This window comes from Streptomyces sp. NPDC007983, from assembly GCF_042958345.1.
In the GTDB taxonomy this organism is placed as follows: domain Bacteria; phylum Actinomycetota; class Actinomycetes; order Streptomycetales; family Streptomycetaceae; genus Streptomyces.
On record NZ_JBIBJI010000013.1, the window covers coordinates 125,464 to 140,345 of the forward strand.

The following is a 14,882-nucleotide window of genomic DNA, read 5'->3' on the forward strand; positions in this document are numbered from 1 at the left end:
AGATCGGATCAATCGCCGTGTTGGCCCGCCGGGACGTGTAGCGGGACCTGGGGCACGCGCGGCGTCGCCAGCCGCAGCCCGACCTCCACGAGCCGCCAGCCGAGCCGGGTCCGCAGCGGATCCGCGCGCGGTGGCCTGCGCGGGGCCTCGATCCGCAGCTGCTCGGCGCGCAGCCGGTGCAGTAAGTGGTGGACGTAGTCGCCGTGCATACGCTCTCCCAGAAGTCCGGTCAGTCCTCGTCGCGCGGGAAGCCGTGCAGATGGACGCGGTACCGGGCGGAGTGCTCGGTGTCCCGGTCGACCTCCTGCTCGCGGTAGCCGTTGATCACTTCGTGCACTTTCTCGAGCATTTCCCGCGCGAGCGCGGGCGTGAGGCGCAGGGTGAAGTCGCTCAGGTCCGAGCCGTTGCGCCACTCCGCGGGCCACTCGTGCAGGGTGCCCAGCCAGGTGGACAGATCCTGGCCATGGGTGGTGGCCAACTCATGAAGCAGCGTGTGCATCGCCCCGCGTACGGACGGGTCGGGGTGGCCGAGCAACACGTCATCGTCAACCCGCGTACGGGCCTGCGCCGCCTTCCACCACCGCTCCCGCCCCTTCCCGCGCTCTGGATCGTCCGTGACGAAGCCGTAGGCCGCCAGCTGCCGCAGGTGGTAGCTGGTGGCGCCGCTGGACTCGCCCAGCCGGTCGGCCAGTTGGGAGGCGGTGGCGGGCCCGTACTCGCGCAGCGCGTAGAGCAGCCGCATCCGCAGGGGGTGGGCGAGCCCGCGCAGGGAGCGGGGGTCGAGCACCCGTACGTCGTCGTCCACGTGGTCGTCGTGCTGGGCCATGCGGAGCAGCGTAAGGATGCAAAGGTTTCTTTGCAACGGGTTTTTTGCGCGCACGCAGGCGTCAGGCGGTCAGTCCTGGGCGGCCTGCTGGACCAGGGGGATGATCCGCAGGGGGACCGGGTTCTCCATCACGATCGCCGTCGAGGCGCGCACGATGCCCTCGATGCCCACGACGCGGTCGATCACCCGCTGGAGGTCGGCGTTCGAGCGGGCGACCAGGCGGCAGAGCATGTCGCCCTCGCCGGTGGTGGTGTGCAGCTCCAGCACCTCGGGGACACCGGCCAGATGGGTGCGTACGTCCGAGCCCTGGCCCTGCTTGATCTCCAGCGTCGCGAAGGCGGTGACCGGGTACCCCAGGGCCGCCGGGTCCACGTCCGGGCCGAAGCCGCGGATCACGCCCTGGGTGCGCAGCCGGTCCAGTCGCGCCTGCGCCGTGCCGCGGGCGACGCCGAGACGGCGCGATGCCTCCAGGACGCCGATGCGTGGCTCCCGGGCGAGGAGTTCGATCAGGCGGGCGTCGAGCGCGTCGATTCCCATGGGGCCTCCGGGGTGGTCTGTGATGGTGGTCACTCTGTACAGAATGCTGCCCCGCATGCGGGCCGCGCTATGCAGTCTGTGCAGCGATTTCGCGGACTATTGCGCACCCTGAGCCCCGGGGAGACGCTGAGCATATGACTGACATCCTGAACCCCACCCCGACCACCGCGCGGCAGGCAGACCCCTTCCCGGTGAAGGGTATGGACGCGGTCGTCTTCGCCGTCGGCAACGCCAAGCAGGCCGCTCACTTCTACGCCACCGCCTTCGGCATGAAGCTCGTCGCCTACTCCGGACCGGAGACCGGCAGCCGGGAGACCGCCAGTTATGTCCTCGTCTCGGGCGGCGCCCGCTTCGTGTTCACCTCCGTCGTCAAGCCGTCCGGCCCCTGGGGGCGCTTCCTCGCCGAGCACGTGGCCGAGCACGGCGACGGCGTGATCGACCTCGCCGTCGAGGTCCCGGACGCGCGGGCCGCGTACGCGTACGCGGTCGAGCACGGCGCCACCGGGATCGAGGAGCCGCACGACGTCAAGGACGAGCACGGGACGGTGGTGCTCGCCTCGATCCGCACGTACGGCGACACCCGCCACACCTTCGTCGAGCGCTCCGGCTACGACGGCCCGTATCTGCCGGGGTACGTGGCCGCCGCCCCGATCGTCGCAACGCCCGAGAAGCGGCTGTTCCAGGCCATCGACCACTGCGTGGGCAACGTCGAACTGGGCCACATGGACGAGTGGGTGGCCTTCTACAACCGGGTCATGGGCTTCACCAACATGAAGGAGTTCGTCGGCGACGACATCGCCACCGAGTACTCCGCCCTGATGTCGAAGGTCGTCGCGGACGGCACCCGGAAGGTCAAGTTCCCCCTGAACGAGCCCGCGATGGGGAAGAAGAAGTCGCAGATCGACGAATACCTGGAGTTCTACGGCGGCCCGGGCGTCCAGCACATCGCCCTCGCCACGAACGACATCGTCGCGACGGTGCGCGCGATGCGCGCGGCGGGCGTCCAGTTCCTGGACACGCCCGACTCGTACTACGACACGCTGGGGGAGTGGGTCGGGGACACGCGGGTGCCGATCGAGACCCTGCGGGAGCTGAAGATCCTCGCGGACCGGGACGAGGACGGATACCTGCTGCAGATCTTCACCAAGCCCGTGCAGGACCGGCCGACGGTCTTCTTCGAGATGATCGAGCGGCACGGGTCGATGGGGTTCGGCAAGGGGAACTTCAAGGCGCTGTTCGAGGCGATCGAGCGCGAGCAGGAGAAGCGCGGCAACCTCTGACCACCGCGCCGCCGGGGCTCGTCGGCGGAGCCCCGGCGCCCGTGGTCAGCCCGCCCATCGCCCCGACAGGAAGGCGAGGGTGAAGACCGTGCTCACGGGCGCGACCAGGCAGAGGTAGAGGGTCTTGACCTGGGGCTTGCGCAGACTCCAGGCGGCCAGGCCGATCCACAGGGGCCACCACAGCAGGGTGGAGCGGGGGATCGACATGTACCAGTACGAGGTGCCCAGGGCCCACAGCGTGATGCCGATGTAGACGGCCTCGGCCCAGCGGCGCCGCCACAGCAGGACGACGAGGACGAGCAGCCCGAGGGCCATGGCCACCAGTTCGGCCTGGAACATGACGGCGTATCCGGCGCTCTGCGTCCTGTCGAAGGCCGCGTCCCAGGTGTGGGACCAGCCCTCCCAGGGGGTGTGGAAGGTGCGGAACCAGCCGCGCTCCTGGGCGTGCTTCCAGGCCATCCAGTCGTCGGTGTGCGCGTGCAGGTACCAGGCGTATAAGGCCGCGGGCAGCGCGGGCAGTGCCAGCCAGGGCAGCGAGCGCCAGTGCCCGCGGGCGCGGGCGGCGGTGAGGACGAAGTGGACGGCGATGGCGGCGGCCACGAACAGGCCGCTGATCCGCACGGTGGTGGCCAGGGCGGTCAGCAGGGCGGCGGTGGCCCAGCGATGCCGCTGGGCGGCGAGCCAGCCGGGCAGCGCGAACGCCAGGAACAGCGCCTCCGTGTAGCCGACGGCCAGGAAGATCGCGCACGGGGAGAGCAGGAAGAACAGCACGGTGCGCCGGTCGGCGCCGGTGCCGGGCAGATACAGCCGGGCGATCCGGGCCAGCGCCAGCACGCCGACGGCCCCGGCGACGAAGGAGATCAGCAGCCCGGCCGCGGTCCAGCTCGGGACGACGGTGTGCACGGCGCGCAGCAGCAGCGGGAATCCGGGGAAGAACGCCTCCCGGCTGTCCCATTTCTTGTCCCAGGGGCCGCTCTCCCCGGGGAAGTAGCCGTCGCGCGCTATGTGGAGGAAGTGCCCCCAGTCCCACCGCGCGAAGGGTTCGAGGAGGGGCGAGGGCTGGTGGGCGTCGCCGTTCCCGGGGAACAGCCACCGCACACAGTAGGCGGTGATCCATATGGATATTCGGGTCAGCAGATACAGCCACAGCACCTCGCGGTCGCCCGGGTTCAGCCGGACGAGGCGCGGGACCCGCAGGCGCGGTGAGGGCCGCTCGGGCAGTCGGGCGGACCATGTGGGGCTATGGCGCGGCTCGGGCGGTGCGACTGTCATACAGGGATCTTTCGCGTAGGCGTGAGGGTACGGAGCTGCCCGGCGACGGCCGACGGGTCACGGTGGGAGGGGATCAGGGGGCGTCGTCTCCTGGGGGAGACGTCGCCGTGGGCGGGTACGTCACGCCCCCGGACGCCTCGTTTGTGGCCTCGCCCGTCGACGGAGGCGGGCCGGCCGTCCCCGTCGAGGGCCGGCCGGTCGACGGCCGGCCGGACGAGGACTCGGCGGACGGCCGGCCGGTCGGGGGCCCCGTCGAGGACCCGGACGAGGGCCCGGTCGACGGCCGGCCGGTCGGGGGGCTGGTGGCCGGGGCCGCGGGCGGCGGCGTGCCCGGCAGGAGCGCGGCCGCGGCCGCCCCGCCGCCCGCGATGACCAGGCAGGCCCCCGCCGCCAGCGCGGCGACGCGGCGCCGGTGCGCCCGCCTGCCGCGCTCGGCGATACGCGCCACGGGCGCCGCCCCGGCGTGGGCCTGCCCGACGTCACCGGCCTGCCGGAACAGCGTCCGCAGCGGATCCTGGATCTCAGACATCGGCGATCTCCTCGATGCGCGGGTCCCGCAGGCGGTGGGCGAGCGCGGTGCGTCCGCGGACCAGGTGCGTCTTGACGGTGCTGGTGGACAGGCCGGTCTCCCCGGCGATCTGCTCGACGGTGAGATCGCACAGGTAGTGCAGGGTGAGCGTGCGCCGCTGCTGGGGCGGCAGTTCGCGCAGCGCGTCGACCAGCACCACCTGGTCCGGGCCCGGGCCCTCGACATGGGGTGGCGAGACGCCGCCGCGATTCCAGGCGTCCGCCGTGCGCCGCCGGAAGCGCCAGCGGCTCACCGCCAGCCGCCAGGCGACCGTACGGATCCAGGCCTCGGGCTGACCGCCGCTGTCGAGCTGCCGTCGCCGGCTCCACCCCTTGACGAACGCCTCCTGCACGACGTCCTGCGCCTCGTGCAGATCGCCGAGCATCACGTACAGCTGCCCCGTGAGACGTGTGACCGCCTGGGCGTAGAACTCTTCGAACTCCTCGACGGTCACCTGTCACTCCCGGATCTCTGTCTTCGCCGGGTATACGCCCGTCATCCGGCATTCGGTCTACCCCAAGGGCGGAGAAAGAGAGTGATACAGCACACAATGCGCCGCTCATGCCAGAAAAATGGAACACCAGCTCGGCCGCAGAATCGCACCGTCTACACTCTCGGCGTTCCTGTTCACTCCAACACGGTGTGTTTTCTTGGGAGTTGTTGAGTACGCATGCAGACGGACAAGTACGCTGCGGGTCGGTTGACAAGGCGTAGGTTCGCCCTGGCCGGTGGCGCGGCCGCCGCGGGCGCGCTCGGGGCGTTCGCGGTACGGCCCACCGAGGCCGCCGCCGCCGAAGCCGCCGCCGGGGCCGCCGCCACCACCGAGGCCTCCGCCGGGGGCCGGTTCGACCTCTCGGTGCCCTCCACGCAGCTGATACGCGAGAAGGCACCGCACAACAACACCGTGCTGCAGTCCTTCGCATTCGACGACGTCAACGGCCACCTCTACACGATCCAGCTGATGCAGGGCGGCATCCGGCTCAGCGGCGAATCCGCCCCCGTCTCCGGCGCCGACCGGGCCGCCCGCGGCGACATGTGCGTCACCAAGCTGTCCCTCACCGGCGGCGAGCTGGGCTCCATGTACGTCAGGGGCTTCGGCCACGGCGTCTCGATCGGCTGTGAGCCCGTCGGCGCCACCGCCTATCTGTGGACCGAGTCGGACGCCAACCCCGACTCCGGCTTCGGGCGCGCCATCAGCCGCTTCGCGTATCAGGACGGCGCCGTCCTCGACAACGGCTCGTCCGCCCTGGCCACCCACCGCCCGGTGCCCGGTTCGACCAGCAACCAGCCCGCCGTCGACATGCTCAACAAGCGGCTGCTGCTGCGCTACCGCCAGGACGGCCAGGTCCGCTACCGGCTGATGAGCCTGGCCGGGGTCACGGCGGGCGACTACTCGGCGGTGTACGACGACATACCCCAGGTTGGCGTCGAGGACAGCGAGGTCTTCCAGGGCTTCACGGTGCTCGGGGACTACGTGTACCAGCTCACCGGGACCGCGTACTCCGACGAGAACGGCCCCAACCCGCCCTCCGGCCACGGCAACGCCCAGGTCTCCTGCGTCGATCTGCGCACCGGCCAGCTGGTCCAGCGCGCCCGCACCGAGGCCGGGTACTCGCTCGACTACCGCGAGCCCGAGGGCATGGCCGTCCAGCTCACCAGCCCGCGCCGGCTGTGCATGGGCTTCGCCTCCGGCCTGTCCGGCGCCCGCGAACTGAGCGTCTACTACAAGCCACAGTGAACCGGGCCGCGGTGAACACCCTCTAACCCAGTCGCCGCGCCGATCTTCCCTGGCGCCCGGCCGAGTGCGAGCCTGGACGTATGACCGACCTCATCGAGTCGCTGCGGGAGGGCCTCCCCGAGGAGGCAGTGCTCACCGACCCCGATGTCACGGCGGCGTACGCGCACGACATGGCGAGCTTCTGCGACGCGGGCGCGCCCGCCGTGGTCGTCCTCCCACGCACCGTCGAGCAGGTGCAGCACGTATGCCGTACGGCCACGGCGCTGCGCGTGCCCATCGTCCCGCAGGGCGCGCGCACCGGCCTGTCGGGCGCGGCCAACGCGTCCGACGGCTGCATCGTGCTGTCCCTGGTCAAGATGGACCGCATCCTGGAGATCAACCCGGTCGACCGGATCGCGGTCGTCGAACCGGGCGTGGTCAACGCGGCGCTGTCGCGCGCGGTGCTGGAGAAGGGGCTGTACTACCCGCCGGACCCCAGCAGCTGGGAGCAGTGCACCATCGGCGGCAACATCGGCACGGCGTCGGGCGGGCTGTGCTGTGTGAAGTACGGCGTGACCGCCGAGTACGTCCTCGGCCTGGAGGTCGTCCTCGCCGACGGGCGGCTGCTGTCCACCGGCCGCCGCACCGCCAAGGGGGTCGCGGGCTACGACCTGACCCGCCTCTTCGTCGGCTCCGAGGGGAGCCTCGGCATCGTCGTACGGGCCGTCCTCGCGCTCAAGCCCGCCCCGCCCGAACAGCTCGTCCTGGCCGCCGAGTTCCCCTCCACCGCGGCCGCGTGCGACGCGATCTGCCGCATCATGGAGCGCGGCCATGTGCCCTCGCTGCTGGAGCTGATGGACCGTACGAGCGTGCGCGCCGTCAACGCGATGGGCGCCATGGGGCTCCCCGAGTCCACCGAGGCCCTGCTGATGGCCGCGTTCGACACCCCGGACCCCGCGTCCGACCTGGCCGCCGTCGGGGAGCTGTGCACGGCCGCCGGGGCGACCGAGGTGGTCCCGGCGGAGAACGCGGCCGAGTCCGACCTGCTGCTCCAGGCCCGCCGCATGACGCTGACCGCGCTGGAGGCGGTCAAGGGCGTCACGATGATCGACGACGTGTGCGTGCCGCGCTCCCGCCTCGCCGAGATGATCGACGGTACGGCGGCCATCGCCGAGAAGTACGACCTGACGATCGGCGTCGTGGCCCACGCCGGGGACGGCAACACCCATCCGACGGTCTGCTTCGACCCCGCGGACCCGGACGAGTCGCGGCGGGCGCGCGAGTCGTTCGACGAGATCATGGCGCTGGGCCTGGAACTGGGCGGCACGATCACCGGGGAGCACGGGGTGGGCGTGCTGAAACGGGAGTGGCTGGCGCGCGAACTGGGGCCGGTGGGCGTGGAGCTGCAGCAGGGCATCAAGGAGGTCTTCGACCCGCTGAATCTCCTCAACCCGGGCAAGCTGTTCTAGGGAGGCCCCCTCGCTCCCTCACCGGCTTCCCGTATTGACCGCCAAAAAGTTGCGAGGCGGTGCCACAGTAGGTACGGGCCGCGGGCCGGTCTGATAGACCTTGACAGCGCGCTCCGGGTTGCACTGCGGCGGCGCAGCACAGCAGCACGGCGAGCACAGATACGGGACATCGGAGATCATGAGCGCCCCTTCCTCAGGATCCGCTGACGGCAGTTCCATTCCAGGTTTTTATCCGGATCCGTCCATTCCCAACTACATCCGGTACTGGAACGGAGCCGCCTGGGTGCCCGGCACCAGCCGGCCCGCCCCGGCCGAGGGCGAGGCCATGCCCGCCGCACCGCCAGGGGTGACCCACACCCAGGTCACCAGCCCGGTGCCGGACGAGACCGGCCCGATGTTCCTGGACGAGGACCCGCAGCCGCTGCCCGCGGAGGAGCCCGGCGGCGCCGCCCTGCCCGAGGTGCGGCGGCGCGCCGAGATGGACATACGGGACGCCGCTACGGGCAGCGTCATGGGCACCGAGCCGGTGCCGCCCGGCGGGACGGCCGCCCCGGTGGACTGGGACGATCCGCAGCGGCTGCACGGCACCCGCCCCGGGGCCGGGGCCGCCTGGCAGGCCGACGCGTCCCGGCAGTCCGGGTTCGGCGGCGAGCAGGACCGCCGGATCTCCTGGGGCTCGGAGGGGGACGACCCGCGGGCGGCGGTCCCCGATCCGCGCGGCGCGGCGGACGGCCCGGGCGGTGAGGGGAGCGGCCGTGGTGAAGGCGGTCGCGACCAGGGCACGCTGACGATGCGCGGCGGCGGCGCGGAGGGCGCGGGCGCTACGGACCGTACGGGCGACCGCAAGGATCGCGCCACCCACGCCCTCCCCGCCGTACGCAGCACCCCGGAGCTGCCCTCGGCGTCGGCCCCTGGCTCGGCCTCGGGCTCGTCCGAGCCCGGTGCGGCGGACGGCACGATGGCGATCCGCGCGCTGCGGCCGGCCGGCCGCGACGAGGGCACGATGACGTTCCGTACGCTCGACCGCGACGCCCCGCAGGGTCCCCAGCACTCCCCGCAGCCGTCCCAGCCCCAGCCACAGCCCCAGCAGCTACCGCGGCAGGCGCACCCCCAGCCGCAGCAGCCGCCCCAGCAGCAGCAACCCCCGCAGCAGCCCTTCGGCGGCATCCCGGCCCAGCAGTCCCACGGCGGTGGCCCCGGCTGGCAGCAGCAGGTGCACCAGCTCGCCCAGCAGCAGCCGCAACAGCCCCAGCAGCCCCAGCAGCCGCAGTCCCATCAGCCCCCGGCCCCTCAGCAGGGCGCGCCCGAGGGCGTCATCCCCTGGAAGCCGCCGGTCGACAATCCGTTCCTCCTGGCCGCCCAGGCCCAGGGGCGGCCCGCCGGGCTCGGCCGCCGCTTCTCCGCCCGGCTGATCGACATGGTCGTGCTGCTCGCCCTCGCCGGAGCGGTCGCGTTCCCGCTGTGGGGGAAGGCCGCCGATCACATCGACGAGAAGGTGGAGACGGCCAAGCAGTCCGGCGAGACCGTCACCGTCTACTTCCTCGACGGCACCACCGGCGGCTATCTCGCCCTCGTGCTGGGCGTGCTGCTGCTGGGCGGGGTGCTCCTGGAGGCCCTGCCGGTGGCCCTGTGGGGCCGTACGCTCGGCAAGAAGCTGTGCGGGGTGCGGGTCCTGGACATCGAGGAGCACGACAAGCCGTCGTTCGGTGCCGCCCTGCGCCGCTGGTTGGTGTACGGGGTGCTGGGGGTGCTGGTGATCGGCGTGGTGAACGTGCTGTGGTGCCTGGTCGACCGCCCCTGGCGGCAGTGCTGGCACGACAAGGCCGCCCGTACGTTCGTCGCCACGGCCGGCTGATCGGGCGCCGCTGAGGCGGATGGACCATCCGGATCGCCCGAACGGGGCGATCCGGATGCGATCGCCCTCGATCGGCGGTCGACTCGGGCCATGAGCACCGACCAGCCGCCGCCACCCGGGGACGAGCCCCGCGACCGGGATCCGTTCGCCAAGCAGCCGCCGCCCCGGGCGAACGGCTCCCCCTACGGCGATCACGGCGGCGGCGACGATCCGCTCGCGGGCATGCCCCCGCTCGCCCACCTCGGCCGCCGCCTGGCCGCCCGGATCATCGACGGGCTGATCATCGGCATCCCCGTGGGCCTGATCATGGCCCTGGTCCTGGGCACCTACTACCCGATGGGCAGCGGCGGCGACGCCCGCTCGTCCGTCTTCACCCTCGCGTACGTCCTGGTCTACTTCGTCTACGAGGGGCTGATGCTGACCCACTACGGCCAGACGGTCGGCAAGAAGGCGATGAAGATCCGGGTGGCCATGCTGGAGACCGGTGAGCTTCCGTCCGGCGCACCCGGCTGGGCACGCGCCGCCACGTATGCGCTCCCCGAGATCGTGCCCTGCTGCGGCTTTGTTTTCTGGCTGGTCAACGTCTTGTGGTGCACCTGGGACCGGCCGTATAGGCAGTGTCTGCACGACAAGGTGGCCAAGACGGTCGTGGTACAGGCCGAGCCCTGACCCCTACGGCCCGCCGAGGAGGGCCGGAAGACCTGCTGATGTAATCGTGGGCATGAGCCCCGACCAGCTGTCGTCGCCCCCGTACCCCGACCTCGCCGGGATGCCCCCGCTGGCCACGCCCGGTCAGCGCTTCGTGGCCCGGCTGATCGACGGCCTCGTGCTGGGCGTCATCTGGACGGTGGCCCTCGGCATGACGGGCGCGCTCCGGTACGGCATGGAGCACCCGGGCCAGCAGGACCTTCGCAAGGTGATGGCCGCGCTGATCATCACCATGCTGGTGTACCTCGGCTACGAGGGCACGATGCTGGCCCGCAGTGGCCAGACCCTCGGCAAGAAGGCGATGCGCATCCGCGTGGCGATGCTTTCGGACGGGAACATTCCGGGCGGCCAGGGATGGGTGCGCGCTGGCGTCTACACGCTGCCGGGCCTGCTGATCCCGGTGCTCGTCGGCACCCTGTTCTGGGTGCTGAACGTGGTGTGGCAGCTGTGGGACAAGCCGTTCCGGCGCTGCCTGCACGACAAGGCGGCGCGGACGGTCGTCGTGTCAGCCGTGCAGTGAGTGCTCCCGCCGGGGCTCGGCCACCGCGGACCCGGCGAGCGGGCGGTGGCTGCGCACCGTACGGCCCGTGCGGGCGGCGCGGGACTGACGGGGCACCGGCACGGTGAGGGCTACCAGCAGCCCGAGCGCGAGACCGGCCACGGTCACCATGCCCACTCCGAGGCCCGAGCGGGTCTCGGAAAGCAGCAGCATGGCCAGTGTCGACAGGACGACGGTGGCCGAACCGTAGGCGAGCTGGGCGGAAGTCGGACGCGGCATGGCGGGATCCGTCCTCAGGGCATCGATATGCGGGGCATGAGTCGGGCAGATGTGCGCCGTCAAAATGACTCTACGGTGCTGGATGCCCGATGGGGAGCGGGACCAATCGTGACCCCAGCCACGGCGGGGGTGCACGGGGGGCGCACGGAATCACGCACAGCCCCATCTGCGGGCGCGGCCGCGTTTCCCCCTGCCCGGGCGGCGCGCCCAGCGGTGTCCGGTAACCGGTACACGGCGGACCGGGAAACGTAACGACCCCTCAAGCCCAAGTCAAGGACTGTCTTTTCGCTTGCCTCTCCGGTCAAATGTGCGGCACCGGTGTGTGGAAGGGGAGGAACAAGTGAACAGCCAACGGAGGGCGGTCAGATCGGCCGCGGTGGCCACGGTGGTGGCCGCGCTCGGCGCGGCCGCGCTGTCAACGGGCGTGGCCCAGGCCGATGCGCCGTCTACGCGTGTCGAACGCCATGACCCGGCGCCCGCGAAGACGGACGTCGAGCACGATCTGGCGGGCCCGTTCAGCAAGCAGCAGGAGGCGCAGCGCCAGGACGCGCTGCGCCAGGTCATATCCGGGGACAAGGAGGCCACGCGGCGCGGCGCGTCGCAGGTGGTGAAGCTCGGCAAGAACAAGTACGTCGAGCTGGCCCGGGAGAAGACCGACAAGATCTTCACCGTGCTCGTCGAGTTCGGCGACAAGGTCGACGACACCACGATGTACGACCCGGACGGCCCCGACGGCCCCCAGCCGCCGGTGAAGAAGTACGGCGGCGCCCCGGGCCCGGCGCACAACACGATCGCCCAGCCGGACCGCAAGGTCGACAACAGCACCGCCTGGCAGAAGGACTACAACCGGAAGCACTTCCAGGACCTGTACTTCTCGGACGCCAAGGGCAAGGAGTCCCTGAAGAAGTACTACGAGAAGCAGTCCTCGGGCCGCTACTCGGTCGACGGCGAGGTCTCCGACTGGGTCAAGGTCGGCTGGAACGAGGCCCGTTACGGCTCCAACTACTGCGGCGACACCAACTGCGCCAACGCCTGGGACCTGATACGCGACGGCGTCAACCAGTGGGCCAAGGACCAGAAGGCGGCCGGCCGCACCGACGCGCAGATCAAGGCGGACCTGGCCCAGTACGACCAGTGGGACCGCTACGACTTCGACGGCGACGGCAACTTCAACGAGCCCGACGGCTACATCGACCACTTCCAGATCGTGCACGCCGGCGAGGACGAGTCCGCGGGCGGCGGCGCCGAGGGTGAGAACGCGATCTGGGCGCACCGCTGGTACGCGTACGGCTCCGACGCGGGCAGCACCGGCCCCGGCGCCAACAAGGCGGGCGGCACCCAGATCGGCGACACCGGCATCTGGGTCGGCGACTACACCATGCAGCCGGAGAACGGCGGCCTCGGCGTCTTCGCCCATGAGTACGGCCACGACCTCGGCCTGCCCGACGAGTACGACACCACGGGCAAGGGCGAGTCCTCCGTCGCCTACTGGTCGCTGATGTCCGCGGGCTCGTGGCTCGGCACCGGAGAGGACTCCATCGGCGACCTCCCGGGCGACATGTCCGCCTGGGACAAGCTCCAGCTCGGCTGGCTCAACTACGGCACCGCGAAGGCCGGTACGAAGTCCCGGCACACCCTCGGGGTCGCCGAGTACAACACCAAGCACCAGCAGGCGCTGGTCGTCAACCTCCCCGACAAGCCCGTCACCACCGAGATCACCAAGCCCGCCGAGGGCGGCAAGCAGTGGTGGAGCGGGATGGGCGACGACCTGAAGAACACCCTCACCCGGTCCGTCGACCTCACCGGCGCGTCCAAGGCGAGCCTGGACCTCCAGGGCTGGTGGGACATCGAGGAGAACTTCGACTACCTCTACACCGAGGTCTCCACGGACGGCGGCGCCAACTGGACGCCGGTCGACGGCACCGCGGACGGCAAGGCCGTCCCGCGCGACGCGGGCGACAAGCCCGCGCTGACCGGCACCTCCGGGGCGTACCGGAAGCTCTCCTTCCCGCTGGACGCCTACGCCGGTAAGAAGATCGACCTCCGCTTCCGCTACCAGACCGACAGCGGGGTCGCGCAGAAGGGCTTCGCCGCCGACGCCATCACCCTCACCGCGGACGGCAAGCCCGTCCTCACCGACGGCGCCGAGGGCGACGACAACGGCTGGACGGCGAACGGCTTCTCGCGCGTCGGCGCATCCTTCACCAAGAACTACCCGCAGTACTACCTCGCCGAGAACCGCCAGTACGTCAGCTACGACAAGACCCTCGAGGCCGGCCCGTACAACTTCGGCTGGGCCTCCACCCGCCCCGCCTGGGTCGAGCACTTCCCCTACCAGAACGGTCTGCTGATCTGGCAGTGGGACACCTCGCAGCCGGACAACAACACCGGCGTCCACCCCGGCAAGGGCCTCATCCTGCCGGTCGACGCGCACGCCACCCCGGAGAAGTGGGCGGACGGCACGCTGATGCGCAACCGGATCCAGGCGTACGACTCCACCTTCAGCTGGTACCGGACCGACGGCTTCACCCTCCACCAGGACGGGAAGGCCGCGAAGGTCAAGGGCAAGTGGGGCGCCCCGGTCTTCGACGACCGTAAGGGCACGTACTGGGACAAAACCAACCCCACCGCCGGGGTCCAGGTTGCTGACACCAACACCCGGATCGCGATCCTCCGGGAGCGCCCGGACGGCCAGACGATGACCGTCCAGGTGGGTCCGTCGTCATAACCGCAGGTCAAAGCCGTGACGGCCGTCACCCACTAGCGGGCGGCGGCCGTTAGCGTTTAGATGCACCCAGACCTTCTTATTGACACGACGTCTCACGGGGGACATGAACCGTATGGCCGACGGAGGATTCACCAAGCTGCCGGGTGGCAATGTGGTGGTGGCACTGACCCTGCCCCGCCCGCTCGGCGAAGGCGGCGTCCGCGTCCTGGTCCACGCCGCGAACCGGGCGCGCGCCCTGACCAGGCTGCGCAACCTGGGGCTGCGCGCCGTGTATCTGCGCGGCAACAGCGCGCCACCGACGCCCGACGAGGTGACGGCGGTGCTCCACCACCCCGACGGCCTCATCTGGCGCACGTCCCCGGACATCGGCGGCGAGCTGTGGCACCCCATCGCCGCCCTTCTGCGCCCCGCGGCGACCGCCTGACCCACCCGGCCCGGGGAGCGCCCGGGACACGCCCGGGACACGCCTGACGGGGCCCTGAGCGCCCCGTCAGGCCACCGGCCGGCCGCTCAGCCGGACGCCCGCCGCCAGCAGCTCCTCCAGGGCGTGCTCGGTGGTGGCCGGGGCCACTCCCACCGTCAGCCCCAGCAGCACATGCGTCACGAACCCCTCACGCCGCGCGTCCAGCGCCGTGGCCCGTACACAGTGGTCCGTGGCGATCCCGGCCACGTCCACCTCCGTCACGCCCCGCTCCCGCAGCCACGCCGCCAGCGGCGTGCCGTGCTCGTCGACGCCCTCGAAGCCGCTGTACGCCGCGGCGTACGCGCCCTTGTCGAAGACCGCGTCGATCGCGCCCGAGGCCACCGCGGGCGCGAAATTGGGGTGGAAGCCCACCCCCTCCGTGCCCGCGACGCAGTGCGGCGGCCAGGTGCGCTCGTAGTCCGGGTGGTCGGAGAAGTGATCGCCCGGGTCGATGTGGCGATCGCGGCTGGCCACGATGTGCCGGTAACCGGCCGTCGCCTCCCCGATGTAGTCGGTGATCGCGGCGGCGACATCCGCGCCGCCCGTCACCGCGAGGCTTCCGCCCTCACAGAAGTCGTTCTGGATGTCGACGACGATCAGTGCCCGGTGCATCACGCACGCCTTCCGGCTCGGCCCGAGGTGGGCACGGCAGTGGTCACAACAGCGAGGGGTATGGTCGCC

At 71.3% G+C, this 14,882-nt stretch carries 16 protein-coding genes; 8 read left to right on the forward strand and 8 right to left on the reverse strand.

The annotated features are described in order from the left end of the window. Window positions 1–8: 8 nt before the first annotated feature. From ACFZCY_RS31945 to ACFZCY_RS31955, 3 genes are all read right to left on the reverse strand, one after another. Complete coding sequence (locus ACFZCY_RS31945; protein ID WP_391181035.1) at window positions 9–209, reverse strand: hypothetical protein; 201 nt, start codon at window positions 207–209, stop codon at window positions 9–11. A 20-nt stretch (window positions 210–229) separates the two neighbouring features. Further along, a complete protein-coding gene (locus ACFZCY_RS31950) occupies window positions 230–826 on the reverse strand; it encodes a helix-turn-helix domain-containing protein (protein WP_391181037.1) in 597 nt (198 codons plus the stop codon). Window positions 827–895: 69 nt separating this feature from the next. Next, complete coding sequence (locus tag ACFZCY_RS31955) at window positions 896–1,363, reverse strand: Lrp/AsnC ligand binding domain-containing protein (protein WP_391181317.1); 468 nt, start codon at window positions 1,361–1,363, stop codon at window positions 896–898. Between the two features lie 134 nt (window positions 1,364–1,497). Between ACFZCY_RS31955 and hppD the strand changes: the two genes are divergently transcribed. Further along, a complete protein-coding gene (hppD, locus tag ACFZCY_RS31960; RefSeq protein WP_391181040.1) occupies window positions 1,498–2,643 on the forward strand; it encodes a 4-hydroxyphenylpyruvate dioxygenase in 1,146 nt (381 codons plus the stop codon). Window positions 2,644–2,688: 45 nt separating this feature from the next. Here hppD and ACFZCY_RS31965 read toward each other — a convergent pair whose 3' ends face one another. The 3 genes from ACFZCY_RS31965 to ACFZCY_RS31975 all read right to left on the reverse strand — a co-directional run bounded on the left by ACFZCY_RS31965 (window position 2,689) and on the right by ACFZCY_RS31975 (window position 4,937). Beyond that, a complete protein-coding gene (locus ACFZCY_RS31965; protein ID WP_391181044.1) occupies window positions 2,689–3,915 on the reverse strand; it encodes a mannosyltransferase family protein in 1,227 nt (408 codons plus the stop codon). A gap of 73 nt (window positions 3,916–3,988) precedes the next feature. After that, window positions 3,989–4,444 (reverse strand): hypothetical protein, encoded by a 456-nt coding sequence (locus ACFZCY_RS31970; RefSeq protein WP_391181046.1) that lies wholly within the window; start codon window positions 4,442–4,444, stop codon window positions 3,989–3,991. Beyond that, a complete protein-coding gene (locus ACFZCY_RS31975) occupies window positions 4,437–4,937 on the reverse strand; it encodes a SigE family RNA polymerase sigma factor (RefSeq protein WP_391181049.1) in 501 nt (166 codons plus the stop codon). The genes ACFZCY_RS31970 and ACFZCY_RS31975 overlap by 8 nt, the downstream gene beginning before the upstream one ends. Window positions 4,938–5,183: 246 nt before the next feature. On the opposite strand from ACFZCY_RS31975, the gene ACFZCY_RS31980 reads away from it, so the two are divergent. From ACFZCY_RS31980 to ACFZCY_RS32000, 5 genes are all read left to right on the forward strand, one after another. Beyond that, window positions 5,184–6,221 carry a teichoic acid biosynthesis protein C gene (locus ACFZCY_RS31980; protein WP_391181052.1) on the forward strand — a complete coding sequence of 346 codons (1,038 nt, stop codon included), beginning with the start codon at window positions 5,184–5,186 and terminating at the stop codon, window positions 6,219–6,221. Window positions 6,222–6,301: 80 nt separating this feature from the next. Further along, complete coding sequence (locus ACFZCY_RS31985) at window positions 6,302–7,669, forward strand: FAD-linked oxidase C-terminal domain-containing protein (protein WP_391181054.1); 1,368 nt, start codon at window positions 6,302–6,304, stop codon at window positions 7,667–7,669. A 178-nt stretch (window positions 7,670–7,847) separates the two neighbouring features. Continuing rightward, the gene (locus ACFZCY_RS31990) at window positions 7,848–9,524 is read left to right on the forward strand and encodes an RDD family protein (protein ID WP_391181057.1); all 1,677 of its coding nucleotides are present in this window, start codon (window positions 7,848–7,850) and stop codon (window positions 9,522–9,524) included. 90 nt (window positions 9,525–9,614) lie between these two features. Then, complete coding sequence (locus ACFZCY_RS31995; RefSeq protein ID WP_391181060.1) at window positions 9,615–10,193, forward strand: RDD family protein; 579 nt, start codon at window positions 9,615–9,617, stop codon at window positions 10,191–10,193. 52 nt (window positions 10,194–10,245) lie between these two features. Next, window positions 10,246–10,752 carry an RDD family protein gene (locus ACFZCY_RS32000; protein ID WP_391181062.1) on the forward strand — a complete coding sequence of 169 codons (507 nt, stop codon included), beginning with the start codon at window positions 10,246–10,248 and terminating at the stop codon, window positions 10,750–10,752. Here the strand turns inward: ACFZCY_RS32000 and ACFZCY_RS32005 are convergent. After that, window positions 10,738–11,010 carry a hypothetical protein gene (locus ACFZCY_RS32005; RefSeq protein ID WP_391181065.1) on the reverse strand — a complete coding sequence of 91 codons (273 nt, stop codon included), beginning with the start codon at window positions 11,008–11,010 and terminating at the stop codon, window positions 10,738–10,740. The genes ACFZCY_RS32000 and ACFZCY_RS32005 overlap by 15 nt on opposite strands. A 340-nt stretch (window positions 11,011–11,350) precedes the next feature. On the opposite strand from ACFZCY_RS32005, the gene ACFZCY_RS32010 reads away from it, so the two are divergent. Both ACFZCY_RS32010 and ACFZCY_RS32015 read left to right on the forward strand, forming a co-directional pair. Beyond that, a complete protein-coding gene (locus tag ACFZCY_RS32010; protein WP_391181068.1) occupies window positions 11,351–13,738 on the forward strand; it encodes an immune inhibitor A domain-containing protein in 2,388 nt (795 codons plus the stop codon). Between the two features lie 112 nt (window positions 13,739–13,850). Continuing rightward, on the forward strand, window positions 13,851–14,162 hold the full coding sequence (locus ACFZCY_RS32015; RefSeq protein WP_361487473.1) for a hypothetical protein: 312 nt from the start codon (window positions 13,851–13,853) through the stop codon (window positions 14,160–14,162). Window positions 14,163–14,228: 66 nt separating this feature from the next. On the opposite strand, the gene ACFZCY_RS32020 is transcribed toward ACFZCY_RS32015, so the two are convergent. Next, complete coding sequence (locus tag ACFZCY_RS32020) at window positions 14,229–14,813, reverse strand: isochorismatase family protein (RefSeq protein ID WP_391181072.1); 585 nt, start codon at window positions 14,811–14,813, stop codon at window positions 14,229–14,231. Between the last annotated feature and the right edge of the window lie 69 nt (window positions 14,814–14,882).

Coding starts and splice junctions, on each gene's coding strand:
- ACFZCY_RS31945 (WP_391181035.1), bottom strand. CDS start 209: ATGCACGGCGACTACGTCCACCACTTACTGCACCGGCTGCGCGCCGAG.
- ACFZCY_RS31950 (WP_391181037.1), bottom strand. CDS start 826: ATGGCCCAGCACGACGACCACGTGGACGACGACGTACGGGTGCTCGAC.
- ACFZCY_RS31955 (WP_391181317.1), bottom strand. CDS start 1,363: ATGGGAATCGACGCGCTCGACGCCCGCCTGATCGAACTCCTCGCCCGG.
- hppD (WP_391181040.1), top strand. CDS start 1,498: ATGACTGACATCCTGAACCCCACCCCGACCACCGCGCGGCAGGCAGAC.
- ACFZCY_RS31965 (WP_391181044.1), bottom strand. CDS start 3,915: ATGACAGTCGCACCGCCCGAGCCGCGCCATAGCCCCACATGGTCCGCC.
- ACFZCY_RS31970 (WP_391181046.1), bottom strand. CDS start 4,444: ATGTCTGAGATCCAGGATCCGCTGCGGACGCTGTTCCGGCAGGCCGGT.
- ACFZCY_RS31985 (WP_391181054.1), top strand. CDS start 6,302: ATGACCGACCTCATCGAGTCGCTGCGGGAGGGCCTCCCCGAGGAGGCA.
- ACFZCY_RS31990 (WP_391181057.1), top strand. CDS start 7,848: ATGAGCGCCCCTTCCTCAGGATCCGCTGACGGCAGTTCCATTCCAGGT.
- ACFZCY_RS31995 (WP_391181060.1), top strand. CDS start 9,615: ATGAGCACCGACCAGCCGCCGCCACCCGGGGACGAGCCCCGCGACCGG.
- ACFZCY_RS32000 (WP_391181062.1), top strand. CDS start 10,246: ATGAGCCCCGACCAGCTGTCGTCGCCCCCGTACCCCGACCTCGCCGGG.
- ACFZCY_RS32005 (WP_391181065.1), bottom strand. CDS start 11,010: ATGCCGCGTCCGACTTCCGCCCAGCTCGCCTACGGTTCGGCCACCGTC.
- ACFZCY_RS32015 (WP_361487473.1), top strand. CDS start 13,851: ATGGCCGACGGAGGATTCACCAAGCTGCCGGGTGGCAATGTGGTGGTG.
- ACFZCY_RS32020 (WP_391181072.1), bottom strand. CDS start 14,813: ATGCACCGGGCACTGATCGTCGTCGACATCCAGAACGACTTCTGTGAG.